Source organism: Ralstonia sp. 24A2, assembly GCF_051783885.1.
Lineage (GTDB): Bacteria > Pseudomonadota > Gammaproteobacteria > Burkholderiales > Burkholderiaceae > Ralstonia.
Map to the genome: position 1 here is coordinate 678,007 of NZ_JBPVZD010000001.1, position 25,955 is coordinate 703,961.

The 25,955-nt window shown below is 63.7% G+C and carries 19 protein-coding genes and 1 tRNA gene; 14 read left to right on the forward strand and 6 right to left on the reverse strand.

Going from position 1 to position 25,955, the window contains the following annotated elements; all coding sequences use genetic code 11:
- Nucleotides 1-24 precede the first annotated feature (24 nt).
- Complete coding sequence (dxs, locus tag ACS13N_RS03140; protein ID WP_438930311.1) at nt 25-1,935, forward strand: 1-deoxy-D-xylulose-5-phosphate synthase; 1,911 nt, start codon at nt 25-27, stop codon at nt 1,933-1,935.
- Nucleotides 1,936-2,178: 243 nt separating this feature from the next.
- The gene (gene folE2 / locus ACS13N_RS03145) at nt 2,179-2,985 is read left to right on the forward strand and encodes a GTP cyclohydrolase FolE2 (RefSeq protein ID WP_438930312.1); all 807 of its coding nucleotides are present in this window, start codon (nt 2,179-2,181) and stop codon (nt 2,983-2,985) included.
- 45 nt (nt 2,986-3,030) lie between these two features.
- On the opposite strand, the gene tsaD is transcribed toward folE2, so the two are convergent.
- Nucleotides 3,031-4,074 (reverse strand): tRNA (adenosine(37)-N6)-threonylcarbamoyltransferase complex transferase subunit TsaD, encoded by a 1,044-nt coding sequence (gene tsaD / locus ACS13N_RS03150; RefSeq protein WP_438930313.1) that lies wholly within the window; start codon nt 4,072-4,074, stop codon nt 3,031-3,033.
- A gap of 94 nt (nt 4,075-4,168) precedes the next feature.
- On the opposite strand from tsaD, the gene ACS13N_RS03155 reads away from it, so the two are divergent.
- The 3 genes from ACS13N_RS03155 (at nt 4,169) to dnaG (ending at nt 7,814) form a co-directional block, all read left to right on the forward strand.
- Nucleotides 4,169-5,392: an NAD(P)/FAD-dependent oxidoreductase gene (locus ACS13N_RS03155; protein ID WP_438930314.1), complete on the forward strand. Its 1,224-nt coding sequence runs from the start codon at nt 4,169-4,171 to the stop codon at nt 5,390-5,392.
- Nucleotides 5,393-5,524: 132 nt separating this feature from the next.
- Complete coding sequence (locus ACS13N_RS03160; RefSeq protein ID WP_252684493.1) at nt 5,525-5,974, forward strand: GatB/YqeY domain-containing protein; 450 nt, start codon at nt 5,525-5,527, stop codon at nt 5,972-5,974.
- 40 nt (nt 5,975-6,014) lie between these two features.
- Complete coding sequence (dnaG, locus tag ACS13N_RS03165) at nt 6,015-7,814, forward strand: DNA primase (protein WP_438930315.1); 1,800 nt, start codon at nt 6,015-6,017, stop codon at nt 7,812-7,814.
- 92 nt (nt 7,815-7,906) lie between these two features.
- On the opposite strand, the gene ACS13N_RS03170 is transcribed toward dnaG, so the two are convergent.
- A complete protein-coding gene (locus ACS13N_RS03170) occupies nt 7,907-8,299 on the reverse strand; it encodes a hypothetical protein (RefSeq protein ID WP_438930316.1) in 393 nt (130 codons plus the stop codon).
- A 61-nt stretch (nt 8,300-8,360) separates the two neighbouring features.
- Between ACS13N_RS03170 and rpoD the strand changes: the two genes are divergently transcribed.
- The 8 genes from rpoD to ACS13N_RS03210 all read left to right on the forward strand — a co-directional run bounded on the left by rpoD (nt 8,361) and on the right by ACS13N_RS03210 (nt 17,733).
- Nucleotides 8,361-10,619, forward strand: coding sequence for an RNA polymerase sigma factor RpoD (gene rpoD, locus ACS13N_RS03175; protein ID WP_438930317.1), 2,259 nt, complete (start codon nt 8,361-8,363; stop codon nt 10,617-10,619).
- A 122-nt stretch (nt 10,620-10,741) separates the two neighbouring features.
- Nucleotides 10,742-10,820 (forward strand) — tRNA-Ile (locus tag ACS13N_RS03180).
- Nucleotides 10,821-11,514: 694 nt separating this feature from the next.
- The gene (locus ACS13N_RS03185; protein ID WP_438930318.1) at nt 11,515-13,110 is read left to right on the forward strand and encodes a DUF2957 domain-containing protein; all 1,596 of its coding nucleotides are present in this window, start codon (nt 11,515-11,517) and stop codon (nt 13,108-13,110) included.
- 75 nt (nt 13,111-13,185) lie between these two features.
- The gene (locus ACS13N_RS03190; protein WP_438930319.1) at nt 13,186-14,445 is read left to right on the forward strand and encodes a DUF2957 domain-containing protein; all 1,260 of its coding nucleotides are present in this window, start codon (nt 13,186-13,188) and stop codon (nt 14,443-14,445) included.
- Nucleotides 14,446-14,531: 86 nt separating this feature from the next.
- Nucleotides 14,532-15,356: an OmpW/AlkL family protein gene (locus ACS13N_RS03195; RefSeq protein ID WP_438930320.1), complete on the forward strand. Its 825-nt coding sequence runs from the start codon at nt 14,532-14,534 to the stop codon at nt 15,354-15,356.
- Between the two features lie 112 nt (nt 15,357-15,468).
- Nucleotides 15,469-15,960: a hypothetical protein gene (locus tag ACS13N_RS03200; RefSeq protein ID WP_438930321.1), complete on the forward strand. Its 492-nt coding sequence runs from the start codon at nt 15,469-15,471 to the stop codon at nt 15,958-15,960.
- Between the two features lie 108 nt (nt 15,961-16,068).
- Nucleotides 16,069-16,578: a hypothetical protein gene (locus tag ACS13N_RS03205; RefSeq protein ID WP_438930322.1), complete on the forward strand. Its 510-nt coding sequence runs from the start codon at nt 16,069-16,071 to the stop codon at nt 16,576-16,578.
- 126 nt (nt 16,579-16,704) lie between these two features.
- Nucleotides 16,705-17,733 (forward strand): MBL fold metallo-hydrolase, encoded by a 1,029-nt coding sequence (locus ACS13N_RS03210; RefSeq protein WP_438930323.1) that lies wholly within the window; start codon nt 16,705-16,707, stop codon nt 17,731-17,733.
- Between the two features lie 4 nt (nt 17,734-17,737).
- On the opposite strand, the gene ACS13N_RS03215 is transcribed toward ACS13N_RS03210, so the two are convergent.
- From ACS13N_RS03215 to ACS13N_RS03225, 3 genes are read right to left on the reverse strand one after another with little or no spacing between them, the layout of a single operon-like run.
- Nucleotides 17,738-19,015: a branched-chain amino acid ABC transporter substrate-binding protein gene (locus tag ACS13N_RS03215; protein ID WP_438930324.1), complete on the reverse strand. Its 1,278-nt coding sequence runs from the start codon at nt 19,013-19,015 to the stop codon at nt 17,738-17,740.
- 38 nt (nt 19,016-19,053) lie between these two features.
- A complete protein-coding gene (locus ACS13N_RS03220; RefSeq protein WP_438930325.1) occupies nt 19,054-22,371 on the reverse strand; it encodes a carboxyl transferase domain-containing protein in 3,318 nt (1,105 codons plus the stop codon).
- Nucleotides 22,372-22,386: 15 nt separating this feature from the next.
- The gene (locus tag ACS13N_RS03225) at nt 22,387-24,090 is read right to left on the reverse strand and encodes an AMP-binding protein (protein WP_438930326.1); all 1,704 of its coding nucleotides are present in this window, start codon (nt 24,088-24,090) and stop codon (nt 22,387-22,389) included.
- Nucleotides 24,091-24,291: 201 nt separating this feature from the next.
- Between ACS13N_RS03225 and ACS13N_RS03230 the strand changes: the two genes are divergently transcribed.
- Entirely contained in the window at nt 24,292-25,002 is a 711-nt protein-coding gene (locus ACS13N_RS03230; RefSeq protein WP_438930327.1) for a TetR/AcrR family transcriptional regulator, read from the forward strand.
- Here ACS13N_RS03230 and ACS13N_RS03235 read toward each other — a convergent pair.
- Nucleotides 24,986-25,801, reverse strand: a complete 816-nt coding sequence (locus ACS13N_RS03235) for an MBL fold metallo-hydrolase (RefSeq protein WP_438930604.1) — start codon at nt 25,799-25,801, stop codon at nt 24,986-24,988. The two genes, ACS13N_RS03230 and ACS13N_RS03235, sit on opposite strands and share 17 nt — an antisense overlap.
- Nucleotides 25,802-25,955 lie beyond the last annotated feature (154 nt).

Consider the following 25,955-nt stretch of genomic DNA (forward strand, 5'->3'; position numbering starts at 1 on the left):
TTAGCGCCTGAGCGGCGGTCCCACATGACGTACGAACTTCTCAACACCATCGACGATCCGGCCGACCTGCGTCGACTGGACCGCCGCCAGCTCGGCCCCCTGGCCAGCGAGTTGCGCGCCTTCGTGCTCGATTCCGTCTCGCAGACGGGCGGCCACCTGTCGTCGAACCTGGGCACGGTCGAGCTGACCATCGCGCTGCACTACGTCTTCAACACGCCGGAAGACCGCATCGTGTGGGACGTCGGCCACCAGAGCTACCCGCACAAGATCCTGACCGGCCGCCGCGAGCAGATGGGGTCGCTGCGCCAGCTGGACGGCATTTCCGGTTTCCCGCGCCGCAGCGAGAGCCCGTATGACACATTCGGTACGGCGCATTCGTCCACGTCGATTTCCGCCGCGCTGGGCATGGCCCTGGGCGCCAAGACCAACGGTGAAGATCGTGTCGCCATTGCCGTGATCGGCGATGGCGCGATGACGGCTGGCATGGCCTTCGAGGCCATGAACAACGCGGGCATCTACAAGAATCTGCCGTTGTTGGTGGTGCTCAACGACAACGACATGTCGATTTCGCCGCCGGTGGGGGCGCTGAATCGTTACTTCGCGCGCCTGATGAGCGGACAGTTCTACGCCGCCACCAAGAAGGGCGTGGAGAAGCTGCTGTCGGTGGCGCCGCCGGTGCTCGAATTCGCCAAGCGTTTCGAAGAGCACGCCAAGGGCATGCTGGTGCCGGCCACGATGTTCGAGGAATTCGGCTTCAACTACATCGGCCCGATTGACGGACACGATCTCGAGTCGCTGGTCCCGACGCTCCAGAATATCCGCCGGCGTGCGCTGGAAGGTGGCGGACCGCAATTTCTACACGTGGTCACCAAGAAGGGGCAGGGCTACAAGCTGGCCGAGGCGGACCCGATCCTCTATCACGGCCCGGGCAAGTTCAATCCGCAAGAGGGCATCAAGCCTTCCGGCCGCCCCGCCAAGGTCACGTACACGCAGGTGTTTGGCCAATGGCTGTGCGACATGGCAGCCGCCGACAAGCGCCTGGTCGGCATTACGCCCGCCATGCGCGAAGGCTCCGGCATGGTGGAGTTCGAGCAGCGCTTTCCCGATCGCTATTACGACGTCGGCATCGCCGAGCAGCACGCCGTGACGTTTGCCGGCGGCATGGCATGTGAGGGTTTGAAGCCTGTCGTTGCGATCTATTCGACCTTCCTGCAGCGCGGCTATGACCAACTGATCCACGACGTCGCACTGCAGAACCTGCCGGTGGTCTTTGCGCTAGATCGTGCCGGTCTAGTCGGAGCGGACGGTGCGACGCACGCGGGTGCATACGATATTGCGTACCTGCGCTGCATCCCGAACATGATGGTGATGACGCCTGCTGACGAGAACGAATGCCGCCAGCTTCTGAGCACCGCCTTCGCGCAGGATTGCCCGACGGCGGTGCGCTATCCGCGTGGTGCCGGTACCGGCGTGGCGGTGCAGCCGACGCTGGAGCCGTTGCCGCTGGGCAAGGCCGAAGTGCGTCGCGCGTCAACAGCCCCGGCGGGCCAGCGCGTGGCGATCCTGGCATTCGGTTCGATGGTCGCTCCGGCTGCGGCCGCTGCGGAGCGTCTGGACGCCACGGTCGTCAACATGCGCTTCGTCAAGCCGCTGGACGTGGCCTGCGTGCTGGAAATGGCACGCACGCACGATTACGTCGTCACGGTGGAAGAGGGCTGCGTGATGGGCGGGGCCGGCAGTGCCTGCGTGGAAGCGCTGGTCGCCGCCGGTGTCGCAACGCCTGTGCTGCAACTGGGCTTGCCAGACCGCTTTGTCGATCATGGAGACCATGCTGCGCTGCTGGCGCAATGCGGGCTCGATGCCAACGGCATCCTTGCGTCCATCCGTGAACGCTTCGATGTGCAGCCGCGCGCTGCGGCGCCGCGTGTAGCCTAAAGCACTTCCAGCAATAGGCAGAATCAATCACCCGCATTGCATCTGCGGGTTTGAGTAGTTGACTGCAGAGGTAGGAAATTTCCCTTACACTCCGCCAGTCAAATTTATGAATTGTGTGCGCAGTCGCGGGATGGGTTGATTCGATCACTTGAGGGGTGGTCTCGATCAGCCAGGTTCCGCGGTTTCACACTCGTTGCGTACCGGCCGACTGCGATGGCCGGGCGACCGTAAAGGAAACCGATCATGAACGATATGAACCCGGCTTTTGCGATGCCGGATGTGCAGGCCAGCCACGACACCCGCCAGATCCCGATCCAACGCGTGGGCGTGCGTGGTGTGCGTTACCCGATGTCGCTGCAGACCCCGTCGGGCGTGCAGAACACCGTCGGCACCTACAACCTCGATGTGCATCTGCCGGCTGATCAGAAGGGCACGCACATGTCGCGCTTCGTCGCGCTGCTCGAAGAAGAGCGCGAGCCGCTGAACCTGGCGCAATTCCAGCTGCTGCTGGAAAAGATGCTGGAAAAGCTCGAAGCCGACGCCGGCCGCATCGAAGTCCACTTCCCGTATTTCGTCAGCAAGACGGCCCCGGTGTCGGGTGTGCAGTCGCTGATGGACTATGAGGTGACGATGATCGGCGAAGTGCGCGACGGCCACACCAAGGTCCGCGTCAAGGCGCTGGTGCCGGTGACGAGTCTGTGCCCGTGCTCGAAGAGGATCTCGCAGTACGGCGCGCACAACCAGCGCTCGCACATCACGATCGACGCCGAGCTGGCGGCCGATACGCCGGTCGAATCGCTGATCCGCATGGCCGAAGAAGAAGCCTCGTGCGAACTGTGGGGCCTGCTCAAGCGCCCGGACGAGAAGTTCGTGACCGAGCGTGCATACGAGAACCCGAAGTTCGTGGAAGACCTGGTGCGCGACATCGCCATGCGCCTGAATCAGGACGACCGCATCGTCGCCTACACGCTGGAAGCCGAGAACTTCGAGTCGATCCATAACCACAGCGCCTATGCGCTGATCGAGCGTGACAAGCGCCTCGACAAGTAATCGACGCCGTAGCAAAGAAAAAGCCGCTCAACCGAGCGGCTTTTTTCATGCTTGCTGGATGCGGATGTCTTCGAGATCCCAGCGCGGCGTGACGCCATAGCCGTAGCCGTCCTGCACCTGCGTCGGATCAGCCTGCAGCCGCATTGCGCCGGCAAAGGCGATCATCGCGCCGTTGTCTGTGCAGAACTGCAGGTCGGGGTAATAGACGCGCAGACCGCGCTTCTTGCCCTCGGCGTTCAGGCCCTCGCGCAACTGGCGGTTGGCGCCCACACCGCCGGCCACGACGATGCACTTGAGGCCATGCTCGCGCGCGGCGCGCAGGGTCTTCTTGACGAGCACTTCGACGATGGCATCGACAAACGCGCGGGCCAGGTCGGCGCGCGGTTGTTCGCAGGTCTCGCTGTCGGTCAGGTTGAGCTTGCGTACCTGTGTGAGCACCGCCGTCTTCAGGCCGGCAAACGAGAAATCGAAATTGCCTGAATGCAGCATCGGGCGGGGCAGATCGAACACGCCCGGGTTGCCGAATTCAGCCAGGCGCGAGACGGCAGGGCCACCGGGGTAGCCGAGGCCGAGCAGCTTGGCGGTCTTGTCAAAGGCTTCGCCGGCGGCGTCGTCGAGCGTTTCGCCGAGCAACGTGTACTGGCCGACGGCATCCACGCGCATCAGCTGCGTGTGGCCGCCAGAGACGAGCAGCGCCAGGAACGGAAACTCGGGCCGATCCGCTTCCAGTAGCGGGGAGAGCAAATGCCCCTCCAAGTGATGCACGCCCACTAGCGGCTTGCCTAGTGCAAACGCCAGCGCATTCGCCACCGAGGCGCCGACCAGCAGCGCACCAGCCAATCCGGGGCCTTTCGTATAGGCGATCGCGTCGATGTCTGCGCGCGTGGCGCCAGCCTTGCCGAGAACTTCTTCCAGCAGCGGAATCACGCGGCGGATGTGGTCGCGCGAGGCCAGCTCGGGCACCACGCCGCCATATTCACGGTGCATGGCGATCTGCGAATACAGCGCATGCGCGCGCAGGCCGGCATCGGTGTCGTACAGCGCGACGCCAGTTTCGTCACAGGAGGATTCGATGCCGAGGACCAGCATGGCGAGTGAGGGAAGAAATCCGTAGGAAGGCGCCGAAGATAGCACAAGCTAAAATGCGCGGTTTTCAAGCATAGACAGAGGCGGCGCGACGATCATGATGCGGTGCGATGTAGCGGTGATCGGCGCGGGCGCGGCCGGGATGATGTGTGCGGCCGTGGCTGGGCAGCGCGGCGCGCGCGTGGTGCTGATCGACCACGCCACCAAGCTGGCTGAGAAGATCCGCATCTCCGGCGGCGGACGCTGCAACTTCACCAACATCAACGCGGCGCCGGCCAACTACCTGTCGAACAACCCGCATTTCTGCCGCTCGGCGCTGGCACGGTACACGGCACAGGATTTCGTCAGCCTCGTCTCCAGCTACCGCATTCCGTATCACGAGAAGCACAAGGGCCAGCTCTTCTGCGACGACAGTGCGGAGGACATCATCCGCATGCTCGAGGTCGAGTGCGAGAAGGGCAATGTCATCTGGCGCACCGGCTGCTCGATCGCAGAGGTGGGCAAGGATGGCGATGCCTATCGCCTATCGACCAGCGCCGGAGAGATCGTCGCCAACAAGCTGGTGATCGCCACGGGCGGCCTGTCCATCCCGAAGATCGGGGCGACGGATTTTGGGTATCGGACCGCGCGGCAGTTTGGCTTGAAGATCGTCGAGACGCACCCGGCGCTGGTGCCGCTCACGTTCAATGCGGAGCATTGGGCGCCGTTCTCGGCGCTGTCGGGCGTGTCATTGGAGGTGGACGTGACGGTGGCGCAGCCCGGCGGTAAGGGCGGCCGGAAAGGAGGCGCCACGACGTTCCGCGAAGATTTGCTGCTGACGCACCGTGGCCTGTCTGGCCCCGCCATCTTGCAGATTTCAAGCTTCTGGAATTCGGGTCAGCCGCTCGCCATCGATCTGCTGCCAGACACCGATGCCGCCCAGTGGTTGTGCGATGAGAAATCCGGCTCGCGCAAGCAACTCGGGACGGTGCTGGCGCAGCGGCTGCCGGAACGCGTCGCGCAAGCCTGGTGCGCCACGCATGGCGCCAATCCGCACGCGCCAATTGCCGAACTGTCCGACAAGTTGCTGCGTGCGATCGGTGGCGCACTGAACCGCTGGGAGCTGACGCCCTCAGGCAGCGAGGGCTACCGCAAGGCCGAAGTCACGCGTGGCGGGGTCGATACGCGCGCATTGTCGTCCGCCACCATGGAGGCGCAATCCGCGCCGGGCCTGTACTTCATCGGCGAGGTGGTCGATGTGACGGGGTGGCTCGGCGGCTACAACTTCCAGTGGGCCTGGGCCTCGGCTGTTGCGGCGGGGGAGGCTGCTTCCGCGAGTTGACCCCCCACCGATCGAGGCAAGAGCCGCCTGGGTTCTGTGCTACGATCAGCGATCCACTTTTTCAAGTTTGCAACCCGCTGGGCCAGCCGCCCGAGCGGGTTTTGCCGTTTATCGGAGTTCGGAATGTCCCAGATGTCGTTGAAGGCCCAGATCACGGAAGACATGAAGGCCGCCATGCGCGCCAAGGAAATGGATCGTCTGGGCACGATCCGCCTGCTGCAGGCCGCCATCAAGCAGCGTGAAGTGGATGAGCGCATCGAGCTGGATGACGCCGCCGTGCTGGCCGTGGTCGACAAGATGATCAAGCAGCGCAAGGACTCCATCACCGCGTTCCAGCAAGCCAGCCGCGAAGATCTGGCTGCCAAGGAAGCGGCTGAGATTGCCGTGTTGCAGGTCTACATGCCGGCACAACTGTCGGAAGCCGAAGTCGACGCCGCCGTGCGTGACGCCGTGGCCAAGGCTGGCGCCGCCGGCCCGCAGGACATGGGCAAGGTCATGGGTATCCTCAAGCCCGCCCTGGCTGGCCGCGCCGACATGACCCAAGTCTCGGCCCGCGTGAAGGCAGCCTTGACCGGCGCCTGATCCCCCTTCCCACCCGCAACCCCCAAGGGGCGCACCCCGCGTGATCCCGCAGCCGTTCATTGACGACCTGCTCAACCGCGTCGATATCGTCGACGTGGTGGGCCGCTACGTGCAATTGAAGAAGGGTGGCGCCAACTTCATGGGGCTGTGCCCGTTCCATAACGAGAAGTCGCCGTCGTTCTCGGTGTCGCCGACCAAGCAGTTCTATCACTGCTTCGGCTGCGGCGCGCACGGTTCGGCGATCGGCTTCCTGATGGAGTTTTCCGGGCTGTCGTATGTCGAGGCCATCAAGGACCTCGCGCAGTCCGTCGGCATGGTGGTGCCCGAAGAGCGCGGTGGCCTGCCGCCCGCTGCCCGCGCCGAGCAGCAAGCCAAGACGGTTGCCCTCGGCGACGTCATGGCCCGCGCTTGCGAGCACTATCGCAAGCAATTGCGCAGTGCCGCCAACGCCATCCAGTACCTCAAGGGCCGTGGCCTGACCGGCGAGATTGCCGCGCATTTCGGCCTCGGCTATGCGCCGGACGACTGGCAATCGCTCGAAGGCGTGTTCGGTCCGTACCGAGAAGACGCTACTGCCGCGCCGCTTATCGAAGCCGGCCTCGTCATCGAAAGCGAGAAGACATCCGCCGACGGCTCGCACCGCCGCTACGACCGCTTCCGCGATCGCATCATGTTCCCCATCCGCAATACCAAGGGCGTGGTGATCGGCTTCGGCGGCCGGGTGCTGGGGCAGGGCGAGCCGAAATACCTCAACTCCCCCGAGACGCCGCTGTTCAGTAAGGGCACCGAGCTGTACGGCCTGTTCGAGGCGCGCAACGCCATCCGCGAGTTCGACTACGTGCTGGTCGTCGAGGGCTACATGGACGTCGTCGCGCTGGCGCAGCTTGGGTTTGCCAATGCCGTCGCCACGCTGGGCACGGCCTGCACACCGATCCACGTGCAGAAGCTGCTGCGGCAGGTCGATACCGTCATCTTCTCGTTCGATGGGGATTCCGCCGGGCGTAGGGCTGCGCGTCGCGCACTGGAAGCCTGCCTGCCGCACGCCACGGATAACAAAACGATCAAGTTCCTGTTCCTGCCGTCGGAGCACGACCCGGACAGCTTCGTCCGCGAAGAGGGCACAGAAGCCTTCGCCCGCGAAGTGCACAACGCGATGCCACTGTCGCGCTTTCTGCTGCAGGCCGTGACCGAGGACCTCGACCTACGCCAGCCTGAGGGCCGAGCCCGTGCCCAATATGAGGCCAAGCCGCTGCTGACGGCCATGCCATCCGGCGGCCTGCGCCTACAGATCGTGCGGGGCCTAGCCGACATGACTGGCACCACACCCGCCGACATCGAAGCGCTCTGCGGCCTGCGCAGCGATCCCGCCCAGGCAGGCCGCATGACGCAGAAGCGCCCGCGTGTGGCGCGCACTGCACCGACTGCGCTAGAGCAGAAACTGCTGCGCTTGCTGATGCGTTATCCCGCCTTGGCAACCCGCCTTGATGCGGATGCACGTGCCCAGTTGACGGCGCCGGAATTGCCCCAAGGTGAGGTACTGGCAGGGCTGCTTGCCGAATGCGACGCGGCGAGCCCTGAGATGCACTTTGGCGCTTTCGTCGAGCGCCTCGGCCAGACGCCGTATGCCGATGCCTTCGCCGGACTGCGCGTGACTGTGCTCGAAGACGACATCGAGTTGGAGCCGGCAACCATGGAATTCGACAGCGCTGTGCAAAAGATGCTTCTTGCGTCGCACAAGCGCGAGCTTGAGATGTTGCTGCGCAAGGTAGAAAGCGGTCACGCCAGCGATGACGATAGAGAGCGTATGCGTTGGCTGTTAAGTGAGACCAGCCGCCGGTAGCTTGAGTAGCGCATACGTCCCAGCACAAACCTAACTGGGGCGGGCGATTGCGGGTAGCCCCTTGATTTTTCAGGCGAAAACCCGATTTTCACTTAGACCGGCTGGTCTGGCGTGCTAGAATAGCCGGTTCGGATTGCAATATCTTTTTCCCATTTTGGGGGAGTGAGCGTGCCCATGGTGAAGGTGAAGACCTCCGCGAAGGCCGGTTCCAAGGCCAGTCCTGCTTCTGTTTCTGCCACGCGATCCTCATCGGCGCGCGGCGCCGGAGGAGGAAAGACCGCAGCGGAAACGGTGAAAGTCGCGAATGGTCGGAGCCATATGGGGCAGGCGGTAACAAAGGCTACTGTGCCGGCAAAGACGGGGAAAGCCCAGCCGCGCCAGACCGCCGAGACTACCGTTGCCGCCAAGCCCGTCAAGGCAGTAGCGCGCGCAAAAGACGCAATCCAGTCTTCAACTGCAGACAAGGTCTCGACGTCGATCAGCACGAGCGCCAGACCTGGCGGCAAAACAGCCGCTTCAGTCGCACTCAAGGGCAAGACAACCACCGTGGCGAAATCGAAAGCTACCGAAGTCGAGAGCAAGCAGACCCCTGCCAGCGCAAGCGCAACCAAAACGGGTACCGCTCGTACCAGCACCGCAGCCAAGCCAGCCAAGGCAACCGCGGAAGGCACCAAGCGCGCCGCCCAGGTAGAGGCCACCCCCACAACTCCTCCTGCGGCCCACGCCGCGGCAGCAGCCGAGCCCAAGAAGCGCGGCCGCAAGCCCAAGGCAGAAACGCAGGCAGATGACGACAGCAGCACGGACGTGACTGAAGAATTTGATACCCCCGCCGCTCCGGCACCGAAAACCGAAAAGCTGAAGGCCCGCGACCGCAAGGCCAAGGAAAAAGCCCTGCTCAAGGAATTTGCTGCCTCGCAGCAAGGCGGTTCGGAAGAAGAGCTCGAGGCTCGCCGCCAGAAGCTCAAGGCGCTGATCAAGCTGGGCAAATCGCGCGGCTACCTGACCTACGCCGAAATCAACGACCACCTCCCCGACGACATGGTCGACGTGGAGTCGCTGGAAACGTTGGTCGCCACGCTCAACGACATCGGCGTTGCCGTGTACGAGCAGGCCCCGGACGCCGAAACGCTGCTCCTGAACGACAACGCGCCTTCCGTGACCACGGAAGAAGAGGCGGAAGAAGAAGCCGAAGCCGCGCTGTCGACGGTTGACTCCGAATTCGGCCGCACGACCGACCCGGTGCGCATGTACATGCGCGAAATGGGCACGGTTGAGCTGCTGACGCGCGAAGGCGAAATCGTCATCGCCAAGCGCATCGAAGCCGGCCTGAAAGACATGGTCATGGCCATCTCGGCCTGCCCGGTCACCATTTCGGAAATCCTCGCCATGGGCGAGCGCGTCGCCAACGACGAAGCCAAGATCGACGAGTACATCGACGGTCTGATCGACCCGAACGCTGAAGCCGATGCTGCCGCTGCAGCCGAGGAAGAAGAGGACTTCGAGGAAGAAGAAGCCGAAGAGGAAGCCGACGAAGAGGAAGACGAGGACGATGAAGGTGCTGGCGCTGCCGCCGCTTCGGCCCGTCAACTCGAGGAGCTCAAGCAGGCTGCGCTGGTCAAGTTTGGCGTGATCGCCGACCAGTTCGACAAGATGCGTCGTGCGTTCGAGAAGGAAGGCTACAAGTCCAAGTCGTACGTGAAGGCGCAGGAAGCCATCCAGGCCGAGCTGATGTGCATCCGCTTCACCGCACGCAACGTCGAGCGTCTGTGCGACACGCTGCGTGGCCAGGTGGACGAAGTTCGCAAGCTGGAACGCGCCATCCTGAACATCGTGGTCGACAAGTGCGGCATGCCGCGTGGCGACTTCGTTTCGCGCTTCCCGGGCAACGAGACCAACCTGAAGTGGATCGAGACCGTGGTGGCTGACGGCAAGCCGTACAGCACCATCGTCGAGCGCAACGTGCCGGCCGTGCACGAACTGCAGCAGAAGCTGATCGACCTGCAGGCGCGCGTGGTGCTGCCGTTGTCGGAGCTGAAGGACGTCAACCGCAAGATGTCGGAAGGCGAGCGCCGTGCGCGTGAAGCCAAGCGCGAGATGACCGAGGCCAACCTGCGTCTGGTGATCTCGATTGCCAAGAAGTACACGAACCGCGGTCTGCAGTTCCTCGACCTGATCCAGGAAGGCAACATCGGCCTGATGAAGGCGGTGGACAAGTTCGAATACCGCCGCGGCTACAAGTTCTCGACGTACGCCACGTGGTGGATTCGTCAGGCCATCACGCGTTCGATCGCCGACCAGGCGCGCACCATCCGGATTCCGGTGCACATGATCGAGACGATCAACAAGATGAACCGCATCTCGCGTCAGATCCTGCAGGAAACCGGCAATGAGCCGGATCCGGCAACGCTGGCCGAGAAAATGGAGATGCCGGAAGACAAGATCCGCAAGATCATGAAGATCGCCAAAGAGCCGATCTCCATGGAAACGCCGATCGGTGACGACGACGACTCCCATCTGGGCGACTTCATCGAGGATACGAACACGCTGGCCCCGGCCGAAGCGGCGCTGCATGGCTCCATGCGCGGCGTGGTGAAGGATGTACTCGACTCGCTGACGCCGCGCGAAGCCAAGGTGCTGCGCATGCGTTTCGGTATCGAAATGAGCACCGATCACACGCTGGAAGAAGTCGGCAAGCAGTTCGACGTGACCCGCGAGCGTATTCGTCAGATCGAGGCGAAGGCACTGCGCAAGCTGCGTCACCCGAGCCGTTCGGACAAGCTGAAGAGCTTCCTCGAAGGTAGCTAATCAGTAGCGGATTGATGCCCGAAGGTGGGTTCTGGCCCACTTTCGAGTAAAATCGCATAGATGGCCCGGCCTAACCCGCCGGGTCAATTTTTTGTCGGTTGCCTGTTCAGGCGCCGCTCTTTGGGCCTCTAGCTCATGCTTGGTTAGAGCAGCGGACTCATAATCCGTTGGTGCCGGGTTCGACTCCCGGGGGGCCCACCATTCTTTCTCCCGATTTGCGCAAATCTTTCTGTTGAACAGCTTTCTATTATTTTGCGCAAAGCTGTGGCGGGACTGATTTTTGCTGGCGCGTATATTCCGGCAAATATATCCGTTTCGACATAATTCGATATATCTTGCACCCCCCCGACATTCCCCCACGAACGAGGGGAGGAGTTTAAAACACTTCAAACGAAACGAATTCATTCCCTCGTTTGAAATGCTGCCAAATGGCGCCGCGCCTGCTTGTGCGAGGCATTGCAGGCAATGTTTTGAATGAAATCTCTATTTACTTCATAGTCTGTGCAGACCATAGTGGCACGCATAACGACAAGTAAATAGCCAGTAGCGTACCTTCGGAGACACAGGATGTTACGCATTCAAAACGGGCCTTTCCAGCATTCCGCTTTTGCGCGTGCCCACGCGCGTCACCGCCATCGCCATCATCGCAGCGAGCCGGGTTTCTCGCGTTAGCTGCAACACCCCGACTGGTTTTGACATCGGCACCCAACCGATTAGTGCGTTACGCGAGTTAACGCGCGCGACAAAACACGTCCGTCGTTTCTGTTGATTTGCAGGATTGATCTGCCGCCGGGGCAGGTCGTGCGCTGTCGGCTGTCGTACGCCGACAGGCGGGGGTATCGGCCGGCACTTGCCGGCAAAAACACAACAAGTTCCAGAACGTGAGGAGACAACCATGGGTAGTCGACGTCATCTTTTTGTTGTCATGGCAACCAGTTGCATCGTCGCGATGCCGTTCATCGGTGGATGCGGCGGTGCGGACGATCCGGGCTCGTCGGACGTTGCGCAGTGCTCGGGTAGCTCTTGCCCGCCGAGCGGGCCAAACACCACGCCAACCACGCCGACGAGCCTGTGTCCCGCCGCGCTGGATTACACGACCACCTACACCGGCGGCTCGGGCAGCGGCGAGTACATCAAGGTCAAGTTTGACACGAGCAAGAACACGTATCAGATGCAGTTCATCGAGTCGTCGGTGCCGACCTCAGCGGGGCAGGTGAACAACACGCGTAAGGGGCTGACCATCAACGGCAACTTTGTGCACCCGACCAACCTGCCGACGCCCGAGCAGAACCGCTGCGCCTTCGTGCTGCAGTCGGGCAAGACGGCAGACAACAGCTACGCGATCACCGTCAACCCGCAAGACCCGCCGACGCTGTTTGTTGGGCAGGGCATCGTGGGCGGCGGCATTCCGGGCGCGACGATCCAGTTCAACGGTATTCAGCCGTTCCCGGGTCTGGTCATTGGCGCGGTGCCTTCGCGCTCGTTTGATTTCTATCCGTTCCTGGGCTTCTCACAGACGGTGACCGACTTCACACAAGTGGCCGGGCATTACAACGAAGTGGGCGTACATGTCACGCCCACTGGGTCTAGCAATCAGACAACGGGGCCGCAAGGCTGGGAGCCCGATGCTGTCAACTGGACGCAAACGTTGAATGCCGACGGTACATGTACAGCCGAGGGCATCGACTACTCATGCCACACGACGGGCACGCCGTGGACGCGGCGTCTGAACGCGGATGGTTCGCAGGACAACGTGTTCGTGAGCAATCCCAAGGCTGCCAACGTGCCTTATGCGTACGTCGGCCAGGTCGCGCCGCTGGTGATGCCTCTTGCTTCAAACCAGGCCAAGGGGATTCTGATCGCGGGCAAGCTCAATGGCCAGGTGGTACCGGTGGTGATCCGTGTGGGCTATGTGCATGTCGATTCCAACCTGCTGGCGGCCTCGGCGGATGACCAGATCGGCATTTCTATCCTGACACCTGTAGCGACCATTCCCACCAATGCACTCGCGGGTGGCTACATCGGTGCGACCAGTGCATCGGCGTGCGGGGTCGTGACCTCCAACGGTCCGAGTGGATTCCCCGCCAGCCTCAATGGCCTGAACTCAACTGTCGACCATCCTGAACTGTCTGGCAGCTTTACCAGCGGCACCTTCCACACCTGGGTGGGTAACTGCACCGACGGCACCGCTGTCTCCACGCTGGCCGCCAACTACACGTCAACGCTGTTCCAGAACGGCACCGCGGCCTTCATCAACCCGTTCAACTCGCGTGTGACGGCGCAGTTCTCGCTCGACTACACGCAAACCTCGCCGGGCAAGTTGCTCGTCACCGCGCAGAACGACTTCAACGCGCAGGGCGCCAGCGGCAACGTCGCGCTGTTCAAGGCGGGCGACAAGGGCGTTGCGGTCAAGGTGGGCAACGTGTACGCAATGCTCATGAACAACAACAAGTACAACCCGTTCTTCACGGTCGGCGCGTTCGTCCAGTGATGCACGCATCAATGCAACAACCCGCGGCGGCGCCCGGCGCTGCCGCGCTTGAAAAACAACATGGAGGAGACGCAAATGCAATGGCGTAAATGGCTGGTCGCGCTCGCGTGCGCACCGATCGTGACAGCGTGCGGTGGTGGCGGAGATGATTCGCCGGCCCCGGTGATCCAGCGCCTGTGTCCGCAGGCCATCGACTACAACACCGTCTTCACAGGCGGTTCCGGTTCGGGCGAGTTGGTGAAAGTGCAGCTCGATACCACGAAGATGACGTACCAGATCACGTATCTGGCGTCGCCGATTCCGGTAACGACGGGCACGGTGGCCCCCACGCGTGATACCGCACCCAACAACGTGCAGACCGGCACGCTGACGCAGGAAACCGCACTGCCGACCGAGAAGCTCAACCAGTGTGCGTTCCGCCTGAACAACGCGAGCCTGGATGCAAGTCGGCCGGCGCGCTTCTTCCTGGGTCAGGGCGTGCTGGGCGGCACGATTCCGGGGGCGACGATCCAGTTCGACGGCATTGTCGGTGTGGGCAAGATTCCGAAGACCACGTTCCCGTACTACCCGTTCATCAGTTTCTCGAACACCGAGACGGACCTGACCAAGATCGCGGGCAACTACAACCAGCTCGGCTACCACCAGGTGCCGTCGCAGAACTTCTCGCAGCAGGCAGTCGATGCGCGTTTCACCATCAACGCGGACGGCACCTACACCGAGTGCGACAACCTGGGCGTGAAGAACGGCGGTGCGTGCCTGACCTCCAGCGCGACGGTCAACCAGAAGCTGACGCTGCGTGCGGACGCGTCTGCCTTCACCACGCTGAACTACCAGCCGCAGGTGCCGGCCACGCTGTCATCGCTTGACCCGAGCAAGGCCGGCAAGGGCGTGCTGATCGTGGGCAAGCTGTACAACCAGCTCGTGCCGATCTTCATCCGCGTGGGGGCTGCCAATTCGAATCTGACTGCCGGCCCGCCCGTGGCGGACGACGAGTCCGGCATCTCGTTCCTGGCGCCGACCACCAACATCGCGCTGGGTTCGCAGAACGGCGAGTACACGGGCGTGGACAGCACGTTCAACTATCGCGCCACCGCGCTGATGGGTGCACAGGCCACGATGCTCGATCCGTTCAACGCGTCGCAGGCTGCGCTCACGCGTCCGCTGAATCTGGACTTCACGCAATCGGTACCCGGCGTGATCCGCACCACGCAGACGAGCGCACCGGCTGGCTCGGCCCCGACCGGCAAGCTGATCTTCACTGGCAAGACCTTCGGCTTCCTGGATATGAGCGATACGAAGAACCCGTACTTCACCGTGGGCGCCTTCGTGCAGTGACGTTTCCGGAATAACACGCCACGGGGCGCGGCCAGCCTGACCCAACATCGCGCCGCGCCCCGCTCAGAACAACAGGAGGAAGCATCATGAAGAAACTGACTGTCGCATTGGTGGCGGCCTGCGCATCCGCAGGGGCCATGGCGCAGCAGGCGGGTGACAACGTGGCAACGGTGGGCTGGTTCCACATCATGCCGCAGGACTCGAGCAACAACCTGACCACCAGCGTGATCAACGCGCCGATCAACGATCCGCTACGCATGCCGGGCAGCTTTACGTCGCCCAACAGCGGGCTGCGCGTGAGCAACGCCAACACGCTGGGCCTCACGCTCACGCATTTCTTTACCGACAACATCGCGCTGACCACCATTGCCGGCGTGCCGCCCGAATTCAAGCTGACCGGGCACGGCGTGATCCGCGCGCCTGGGCCGGCGGGTGCACTCGGCCACGTCGATCTGGATGACCCGTCCAACCAGCCTGCGGTGCGCAAGGCACGCCAGTGGAGCCCTGGGGTCATCCTGCAGTGGTACTTCGGGCACGCACAGTCGAAGTTCCGGCCGTTCGTGGGTGTGGGGGTGGTCTACAGCTTCTTCACCAATATCGAGCTGAACCCCAACTTCGCGGCGGCGGTGAACCGTGAGCTGGGCAGCGTGCTGGCGGCGGGGGCCGGCAAGCCCGGGCCGACGTATGTGGAGGGGAAATCGTCGGCGTCGTGGTCGGCCATCTTCAACCTGGGCGCGAGCTATGCCATTACCGATCGTTGGGCATTGACGGCCACGGTGTCGTACATGCCGCTCAAGACGGAAGCGGCTACCGTGATCAAGGCGGCGGACGGCACCACGCTGGCCACCACCAAGACCACGCTCAAGGCCAATCCGCTCGTCACGTTCATTGGGGTGTCGTACAAGTTTTAGCCAGACGTCGGCTGTCTGCGCCTGGCTAATTGGCGCGGCGTGAACCGAGCGGGAACCTGTTTGCGCCGCATTCTTAAGGCGGTTTCAACCGTCAGTTCTAGTGAGGCAATAAATGAGCACACGTAAAGTCGTATCTCTTGCAGTTGCACTCGCACTTGCCACCGTAGCAGCCACACCCGCATTTGCCGTGACCGTAACGCGCGCGGACAACCAGCCGATGAACCCGAGCGGCGAGCCGTTCTCGGTCACCGGCTCGACCAACCTTACCAAGGGCTCGACCGTCGCGCAGTGCCAGGCCACCTTTACCGGCACGATCACGCCCACCGGCGTCGTCAACATCACGTCGACGTCGTTCACGGGCGGTACGCTCTGCGGTTTCATCAGCGGTGCCACGCCCTGGACGGGGCAGGCTGACTCCACCACGCAGCTGACGATCAACAACGCTGGCGTCAACGTATTCCTGCTGGGCAGTTGCGGCCCCAGCAAGGTCGTGACGACCTGGAACGACCTGGAATCGTCGTTGACGTTCAGCAATGCCACGTTGACGCCGGACTGTACGGTGGACGGCAAGGTGGTGTCCACGCCGGCGTTCCACGTGCAATAAGCACGTGCCCGGTTGACCTGCGGTTGCGCAGCCGCGGTTGATCGGCATGAAGCAAAGGCCCGGCATGTCGGGCCTTTTCTTTTTCATTCTTCCCGATTTCTCAAGACCATGAACAACATGCGAATGGTTGTAGCGACAGCGCTTGCGTTGAGTCTGTCGATGGCGGGTGCCGCACCGGCTGTGGCGGCGACCGTGGTTCGAGCCGATGGTCAGCCGATGAGCCTGACCGGTGAGAGCTTTACGGCGTGGGGTCCGGTTGCCTTCTACAAGGGCTCGGTTTCCATGCAGTGCCTTGCCACTGTGGTTGGGACGGTGACATCAGCTGGCTCCGTGGAGATCACTTCCGCGACATACAGCGGCAACGGGCCGTGCGCTTTGCTGAGCGGTGTGGCGAGTCACGTTCAGCCATGGACGGGGCAGTTCGACAATGCAACGCAACTGACGATCAACAGAATGGAGGTCTCCATCGCGCTGTTGGGCTCGTGTGGCCCGAACAGGGTGATTTTGAGTTGGAACAACAGTGCTTCGTCCATGACGTTCAACAACAATACGTTCCTTACTCCGGACTGCACCACCTGGGGAACGCTATCAACGTCGCCCAGGTTTTTCGTTCAGTAATGCCGTGCGTTTCGGAATGAAGCAATACCCCTGTCGCTAATAGCGACAACGCATGTGCATTGGGAGTGGCATGATCCGGCTTCCGCCGCTGCAACGGGGCAGCGGTTTTCCCCCAGGAGCCAAGACATGCGTTTGCTCGCCACGCCTGCCGTTCAACGGATTGCATGCGCCATCACGTTGGCCGCGTCCATCGGATGCACCCACGCCCAGACCTCGGCGCCTGCTGCAACATCAGCAGCGGCCGCACCCACCGCCACGCTACAACGCGCTCAAGTGCCCGGCTACTACCGCATGGCACTTGGCGACGACGTCGTGACCGCGCTCTATGACGGCTACGTTGATTTGCCCGCCAAGACGTTGCTGGGCATGAGCGCGCAATCTGTGCAGAGCCTGCTGGCGCGGATGTTCGTGTCGAGCACGCCCGGCATGCAGACGGCGGTGAATGGCTATCTGATTGATACGGGCAGCCAGCGCGTTCTGGTCGATACCGGGTCGGGCACGTGCTTTGGGCCGACCATGGGTGGCTTGGCCGGCAACGTGCGCGCGTCGGGTTATCAGCCCGAGCAGATCGACGCCGTACTGCTGACCCACCTGCACCCGGATCACGCCTGTGGCTTGTTGACACCGCAAGGGCAACCCGCCTTTCCGAACGCGCAGGTTTACGTGGCCGCTCCGGAAGCCGATTTCTGGCTGAGCGAAACGATTGCTGCCTCCAAGCCCAAGGACATGCAGCCGTTCTTCAAGATGGCGCGCGATTCGGTGGCGCCGTATGCAGCAGCCGGCAAGCTCAAGCAATTCAAGCCTGGCGATGAGGTGGTGCCGGGTGTGCGCTCGGTGGTCGCCAACGGTCATACGCCGGGCCATAGCGGCTACCTGTTCGCCTCCAAGGGCAAAAGCTTGCTGGTGTGGGGGGACATCGTGCACAGCCACGCCGTGCAGTTCCTGCACCCCGAGGTTGCGTTCGAGTACGACGTGAACCAGAAGCAGGCCGTTGCCTCGCGCCGCAAGCTGTTTGCCGAAGCGGCGCAGGACAAGCTCTGGGTGGCCGGGGCGCACCTGCCGTTCCCCGGCCTCGGACACGTGCGCAAGGACGGTCGTGCCTTCGCGTGGGTGCCCATCGAGTACGGCCCCTTGCGTACGGACCGCGCAGACTAAGCCGTCACACGCCTGCCGGCCGCTTCATCTTGCAAGTGGTCGGCAGGTCCAGATCTTTGGCGGCGGTCGTGCTTTCGGTCTTGTGGCCCCACTGCGTGCCGTCGTAGCCGACCTTGACGGTCTTGCCGTCCACCGGCGCAATCGTCGATACCACCTGTGGCAGCAGCAACTGGTGATCAACCTTGCGCATCGTCACCTCGCCCAGGACGCTCTGCTTCTGCATGCCCTCCAGCGCCAGCGCGATCTTGAGCGGGTCGGTGGAGTTGGCCTTGCGGATGGCGTCGGTGACCAGTTCGACGGAGAGCACGGTGCGCGGCGCGAAGTGTTCCCCGGCCGGCGTCTGGCGCACGCGCGCATCCATCTGCATCAGTTGTGCGTTGCCGTTGCCGGGCGTCCATTCGGACACCCACGTCACCTTACCGATCTTGGCTTGCGACACCGCCAGCACCGTGCCCGGTGCACCCGCGCCGCTGTGGTTGAGATAGCGCACGTCGTAGCCCATGTCACCGTCCGCCTTGACGAGCAGGTTCAGGTCCTGCCCCCAGTTGCCGGTGAGCAGCGTGTCCGCGCCGGTTGCCTTGGCCTTTGAGACATAGGGCGCGAAGTCCTTCACCTTGCCGATCGGGTGCAGCGTTTCCCCCGTGAACTGCACGTCGGGCCGCGCGGCGGAGATCATCTGTTTGCCCAGTGACGCCCACAGCCGACCATGCGCGTAGTCCTGGTTCAACGAATAGACCTTGCGGATGTCAGGCTGCGTCTTCACGAAGTTGGCCAGCGCGCGCATCTTCATGGCGGTGTTGGCCTCGGTCGCGAAATGCCAGAAGCTGCAGTGCGCGCCGGTCAGGTCGGGGTCGATCGAAGCGTAGTTGATGATCAGCACGCGCTTGTCTGGGTTGCGCTCGTTGTGCTTGGTGGCCGCGTCCACCATGGCGGCCACTACGGATGAGCCAGACCCGCCGGTGAAGACGATCTTTGCGCCGGCATCGATGGCGCTTTGCAACGCGGAGAGGCTGTCCTGCGCTGACAGCTTGTTGTCATAGGTGGTCAGCTCGTAGCGCGCGCCGTTCAACACGCCTTGCGGCTGCGCGTTGGCATCGTCAATGCCGAGTTTCAGATTGGCGAGGAACTGCTCGCCCACATTCGACAAAGGCCCGCTCAACTGGTCGATGAACGCCACCTTGATCGGTGCCGGATCTGCGGCGTTTGCCAGCGGTGCAAATAGCACCGCAGTCACGCAGGCCAGCGCGGACAACGGACGGGCAAAGCGGGTCGATGCGGGCATGTCTCCTCCTTGTTGTGTGGGGCGTTCTGTCTTCTCGTCTACCAGGTATCGATGAAGCGGCGCGTGGCCGGGTCGCGCGTGTGGCGCGGCGGTGCGGGCGGCGCCGATTGCAGCCCGCGCAACAGCCAGCGGCGCGTGTCGGCGGGGTCGATCACCGCATCGATCTCCAGATAGCTGGCGATGTTGAGGGCGCGGCCTTCTTCATAGGCGGCGTCGACCATCTTGCGGAACAGCGCTTCGCGTTCGGCGGGGTCTGCTACGGCTTCCAGTTCCTTGCGGTAGCCGAGGCGGATGGCGCCTTCGATGCCCATGCCGCCAAACTCGCCGCTCGGCCATGACGCCGTGAAGAACGGCGCGTGGAAACCGCCGGCCGCCATCGCCATCGCACCCAGGCCGTAGCCCTTGCGCAGCACGACGGTAAAGAAGGGCACGCGCAGGTTGCCGGCCGTCACGAACATGCGGCTGACATGGCGTACGGTGGCCGTCTTCTCCGCTTCGGGACCGACCATGAAGCCCGGCGTGTCACACAGCGAGACGATGGGCAGATCAAACGCGTTGCACAGCTGCATGAAGCGCGACGCCTTGTCGGCCGCGGCTGAATCGATGGCCCCGCCCAGATGGCGCGGGTTGTTGGCGATGCAACCGAACGCGCGGCCCTCGATGCGGATCAGCGCGGTGATGATGCCGACGCCGAACGCCTGCCGCAGCTCCAGCACCGAGCCGGTGTCGGCCAGGGCTTCGATCACGGCGCGCATGTCGTAGCTGCGCATGCGGTTTTCGGGGATCACGTGACGCAGGTGGCGCGCGTCGCCGGCTTCCCATTGGGTGAGTGGTCCCTGGAAGTAGCTCAGGTAGCGGCGAGCGGCGTCCACGGCTTCGGCCTCGTCTTCGACGAGTACGTCGATCACGCCATTGGGCGCCTGCATGTTGACGGGGCCCACCTCTTCGGGCGCGTACACGCCCAGGCCGCCGCCTTCGATCATGGCCGGGCCGCCCATGCCGATGGTCGCGTCGCGCGTGGCGATGATCACGTCGGCGCAACCGAGCAGCGCTGCGTTGCCGGCAAAGCAGCGGCCCGACACGATGCCGACGGTCGGCACCAGCCCCGACAGCCGCGCGAAGTGGATGAACGTCGGGCAATCCAGACCGCTGACGCCGCGCTTTTCGGTATCGCCCGGCCGGCCGCCACCGCCCTCGGCAAACAGCACGACGGGCAGCTTCCATTGCTGCGCCAGTTCCAGCGCGCGGTCGGTCTTCTTGTGGTTGAAGGTGCCCTGCGTGCCCGCCAGCACGGTGTAGTCGTAGGCGAGCACCATGCAGCGCGCGTCCTGGTCGGGGAAGTGCATGCCATTGACGGTGCCGATGCCGGTGATGATGCCGTCGGCCGGCGTCGAACGGATCAGGTCGTCGAGCGCGCGCCGCTGACGTTGCGCGGCGATGGCCAGCGCGCCGTATTCGATGAAGGAGTCGGCGTCGCACAGGTGGGCGATGTTTTCGCGTGCGGTGCGCTGGCCGGTCTTCCGGCGGCGGGCGACAGCGTCGGGGCGGTGTTCGTCGAGGCCGAAGGCATGGCGGTCGATGACGGCCTGCAGATCGGGGCGGATGCGGTCGAGGTCGATCTCGGCGTCAGCGGACTCGGCGTGATGTTCCGCATCACTCAGGAGCAGTGCCACCAGCGGCTGGCCATCGCGCACCGTGGCGCCGGGTTGCGCGCACACCTGCAGTACCTGTCCAGATGCCGGCGCGAGTACCACGTGCTCCATCTTCATCGCTTCAATCACGGCCAGCACTTGCCCGCGCGCCACGGCGTCGCCGGGTTGGGCGTTGAGCTGGATCAGCGCGCCGTCCATGGGTGCGGTCAGCAGTTCGGCATCGTCCGGCAACGCGTCAAGCAGCGATTCGCCCGACTCGGTCTCGGGGTCGGCTGCAGCACCAGCAGAGGCATGGAGCGCGGGATGCGCACCATCGCTGGCGGTCACCAGTTCGGCCAAGCGCTCGTCGAGAAACTGCGTGTGCACGGCGTTGGCTTGCACGTGTGCATCACTCAGCAAGTCTTGCAGCAGGCGCTTGTTGGTCACCAACCCTTCGATGCGGAACTCGCACAGCGCGCGGTACGTCTGCGCCAGGGTCTGCGCATAGGTGCCGCGCGGCGCGTGCACGATCAGCTTGGCCAGCAGCGAATCGAAGCGCGGGTTGGGGCGGTAGCCGGCGTAGCCGCAGGTGTCGACGCGCACACCGGGGCCGTTGGGCGGCTCGAACGCGGTGAGCGTGCCGGTGGAAGGGTGCGGCTGGCCCGACGCATCGAGCGTCTCTGCATTGATGCGCACCTGTACGGCATGACCGCGCGGCGTGATCGGCTGATCGAGCCCCAAATCCGCGAGCGATGCCCCCTGCGCCAGCGCCAGTTGCGTCACCACCAGATCGACGCCCGTCACCATCTCCGTGACGGTGTGTTCGACCTGCACGCGTGGGTTGGCCTCCATGAAGTAGAACGTGGCGTGCGGTGTGCCGGCGCCTTCCACGAGGAACTCGAACGTGCCGATGCCGCAGTAGCCCGAGGCCTTGGCGAGTGTGACGGCCGCATCAGCGATGCGCGCGCGCAGCGCATCGTCCAGCGCCGGGCTGGGCGCGATCTCGATCAGCTTCTGGTGACGGCGCTGCAGGCTGCATTCGCGTTCGCCCAGGTGCGAGACATTGCCCTGCGCATCGGCCACGATCTGAATTTCGATATGGCGTGGCGCGGGCACCAGCGCTTCGACATACACATCGCCGCTGCCGAATGCGGCGGTGGCTTCCGATACGCAACGCGCATACGCCTCGACAATCGCCTGTGCTTCATGTACAGCACGCATGCCGCGCCCGCCACCGCCGGCCACGGCCTTGATCATCATGCCGTGCGAGGGCGGCAGCGCGGCAAAGAACGCTTGCGCATCTTTGAGTGAAGTCGCGCCGCGCGTGCCGTTGACGATGGGGATGCCTGCCTCATGTGCCAGCGCACGTGCGCGGGCCTTGTCGCCGAAGAGGTCGAGCACGTGCGGTGCCGGTCCGATGAACTGCACGCCGGCCTGTGCGCACTGGCGCGCGAACGCGGCGTTCTCGCTCAGGAAGCCGTAGCCGGGGTGGATGGCATCGGCGCCCACGGCGCGTGCGGCCGCGAGGATGGCCTGGCCATCGAGGTAGGCGCGCGGGCCGGTGCCGGGCAAGGGCACGGCTTCATCAGCGCGGAGCACGTGCAGTGCGTCGCCGTCGTCTTCGGAATAGATCGCCACGGAAGGCAAGCCAATCATGGCGGCCGCACGGGCAATGCGAATGGCGATCTCGCCGCGATTGGCGATCAGCAGTTTGCGAAACGTCATGGAGCGGAGCGTGGGTTAGAGCTGTTCTGCGAGCGGTGCGAGATCCTGCTTGCGGACCTTGCCGGTGGCGGTGAGCGGCAGGGCATCGACGATGCGCACGATGGGCACCTTGTAGACGGCCATGTTCTCGCGGCACCAGCTGGTGAGCGTGGCGTCGTCCAGCGTGCCGATGGCTTCGGGCCGCAGCATCACGAAGGCGACGGGGAGTTGACCGCGTTGTTCATCGGCGCGGCCCACCACGGCAGAGCCGAGCACCGCCGGGTGCTTGCCGAGCATGGCTTCGATTTCCGCGGGGAACACGCTCATGCCGTTGACCTTGAGCATCTCCTTGCGGCGGCCGAGGTAGTGGATGTAGCCGTGCTCGTCGATGCAGCCGATGTCGCCGGTGTGGAACCAGCCGTTGCGCAGTGTCTGCGCGGTGGCTTCGGGCTTGTTCCAGTAGCCCTTGAGCAGCGTTGGCGTGCGCACGCACAACTCGCCTTCGGCACCGATGGGCAGCAGCGCGTGCGTGTCGAAATCGCAGATCTTGAAGTCGGTGCCCGGCACCGGCAGGCCCACGAAGATTGGCTGCGAACGCAGGTCGAAATCGTCCGTCTGCATGCCGACCGTGAAGCTGTTGCAGGTCTGCGTTTCCGTCATGCCCCAGGCGCTCTCGGCCATCATCGAGCCGGTCAGTTCGCGCCATGCGCGGCGGTATTCGGGGTTCAGCTTCTTCACGAACGACGACACCCCAGTGTGTCGCAGCGAGCGCAGGTTGTACGTATGCACGCGCGGGTGCGCCATCACCTCGGCCGCGCTGTCGACCAGCATCGAACCGTTGGTCACGCGGTAGTGCTGTACGCCGGCCATGAAGGCCTCGGCATCCCAGCGCGCGAGCAGAACCAGCGGCACACCAAGGAAGACGGGGAGGATGAGTCCGGTGTTCTCGCCCGCAATCCAGAACTGCGGGTAGAAGCTGAGAATGACGGTGTCGGTATCGGCACGTAGCGACACGGCCGAGAACGCGGCAGCCATGTCCACCATGTCGCTCTGCGTGTGGATGCAGCCCTTGGGCAGACCGGTGGTGCCACCGGTGTAGTTGAGCGCGGCCGTGGCGTCGAGCGAGACGGGCGGCAGGGCGATCGGCGTGGTCTGTGCCAGTGCGGGCAGCAGGTCGATCGCGTCGTCGCAGGCCAGCGGCGGCTCGGTCAGCATCGCTGGAAGCGGCAGTGTCGGCTGCGCGGGAACGACATCCGCATAACGCGTTACGAAGATGTGCTCGAGCGATGTCTCGGCTCGTACGTCGCGCACCAGCGGCATCAGGCGGTCCAGCGTGACGATGGCGCGCGGGGTGGCATCGGTGAGCGCATGCATCAGCTCGGCGCGCTGCGACAGCGGGCTGATCGGCACGTACACGGCGCCCAGTTTCAGGATGCCGAAGAACACCGCATTGAACTGCGGGCAGTTCGACAGGAACACCGCCACCCGGTCGCCCACGCCAATGCCGTGCTGCGCGAGCAGAGCGGCAATGCGGTCGGACAGATCATCCAGCTGGGCGAACGTGGTGTCGTGCCCGTAGAAATGGATCGCCGGCTTGTCTGGCGTGGTGCGCGCCCAGTGGCGCAGATATTCGGTGAGGGGTGCGCGCCCGATCGGGTAGTGAGGCTCGCGGGGGGTATCGACCGGCCATGCGCGCGCCCAGAGCGCGCGAACGCGGCCGAGATACTCGGACTCGTCCATCGCCAAAGCTTGTCTCCGTTGGGTTGTGCAGTGCGTGCGCAAAGTGGCGCCGCGCTATCTATACTGATAGGTAATTTTTTATACCAATGGGTAGAAATATAGAAAGCGCCGCTTGATGCGTCAAGCATTCCAACGGCGTGATGCCGCTCAGATGCGCAGACACCACGGCGAATCCAAAGGCGGCATGCGAGAATGCGCACCATGTCCATCGTCCGCAAATCTGCCGTTTCTGACGTGCAATCGTCTGCTGAAACCGAGGCTCCCGAAGCCCCAGGCGTCACACCGCCAGCTACGCGCCCGCATATTGCCGAGCGCCAAGAGGCCCGCCGCCGGCAGATTCTCGACACCGCCGCCCAGCTCTTCTTTACCAAGGGCTATGCGGGTATGACGATGAGTGACCTGTGCAGCGCATTGGGTGTAACCAAGCCGGCGGTGTACTACTACTTCACCGACAAGTACGAGATCTTCGACATCCTGTGCCGCGAGGCTGCGCAGATCTGTCTGTCAGCCATTCGTGAGACGGCCGACCCGGCGCTGCCCGTGCGGGAGCGCCTGCAGGCCTGCCTGCTGGAGATGGCGCGCCGCTGCATCGACTGCCACTACGCCGCAGCGCTCACTTACCGTGACCGGCAATACCTGCGCCCCGAAACGGTGGAATGGCTGCATGGCATGTCGCGCGGCTACTACCGCGATCTCTATGCCTTGCTGGATGAGGGCAAGCGTGCCGGTGTGTTCGATTTTGGCGATGCGCGCGTCGCCGCGCACTCGATGGGCGGCGTGATGGGTTTCATGTACACGTGGCACGATCCGTCGCGCATCGACGCCGGTGTGCTGGCGCACGAATTGTCGAGCGCCATGATGAAGATCATCCTGCCGGCAGCCCCCAGCCCGGCGGCTACGCCCGCGTCTTGAGCGCCGCGCCTGCCGGTGTCTTGGGCATGGCGGGCAGGCGGAAGATCTCCGGCGTCATCAGATCGATGCCGCAGTCGAGCGTTTCCACCCAATCAATGAATCGATTGACCATGGCCTTCCCGCGGAAAGCCTGGCCGTGCTGCGGCACGATCCATTCGATATCCAGCCCACGCACCATCTGAGCCCACAGACGGCACACCCGGTTGCCGCTCATGTAGCGGCGGTGGAAGGGCGCCATCAGCGGCAGGTGCGCGTCGAAGTCCTCCACCGGTTTGGCGGCCACGTTGGCGTGCACCATCGATGCCCCCAGGTCCCCCGAAAACAGGATGCGCGACTCCGGATCGTAGAACTGGAAATTGCCCTCCGAGTGCAGAAAATGCGCCGGCACCGCCAGCAGGTGCGACTGCCCCAGCGGGATCGCCATGCCCGTATCCGGAATCGGCACGATGCGGCCCTCGGTCTTGCCCACATTGCAGAAGTGCGGCAAAAAGCGTTCCCACACGCGCGAGATCAGGATGTCGCAGCTTGAACTCGTGAGCCATCGTCCCGCCGAGGCGACGATGTCCGGGTCCGCATGCGAGGCGAGCACGTAGTCGAGCTGCTTGGGCGGAAAGTAGCTGTTCATCGCCAGATAGAGCGCGTTGTACGTCATCTGGCCGCCTGGGTCGATCAGCGCGCCGTGGCCGTGATCGACGATCAGGAACTGGTTGGTCTGCACGGGCAGGTCATCGTGATCGTCGACCAAATCGGAAAACATCAGGCAGACATGCGAGGGCGTTTCATAGAGCGTGGTGACCATCGGAGAGAGCGGGGCGCAGGTTGGAATGCCCTGATGGTGGCGCAGCGCATGCCCGACGCACTTGATCCGTGTCAAGGCAGGTGTGGTGTCGGCGTTGGCCTGGGCGTGCCGATCATCCGTCCTGGGACAGGTCTCACGTGATAAACTTTTGATT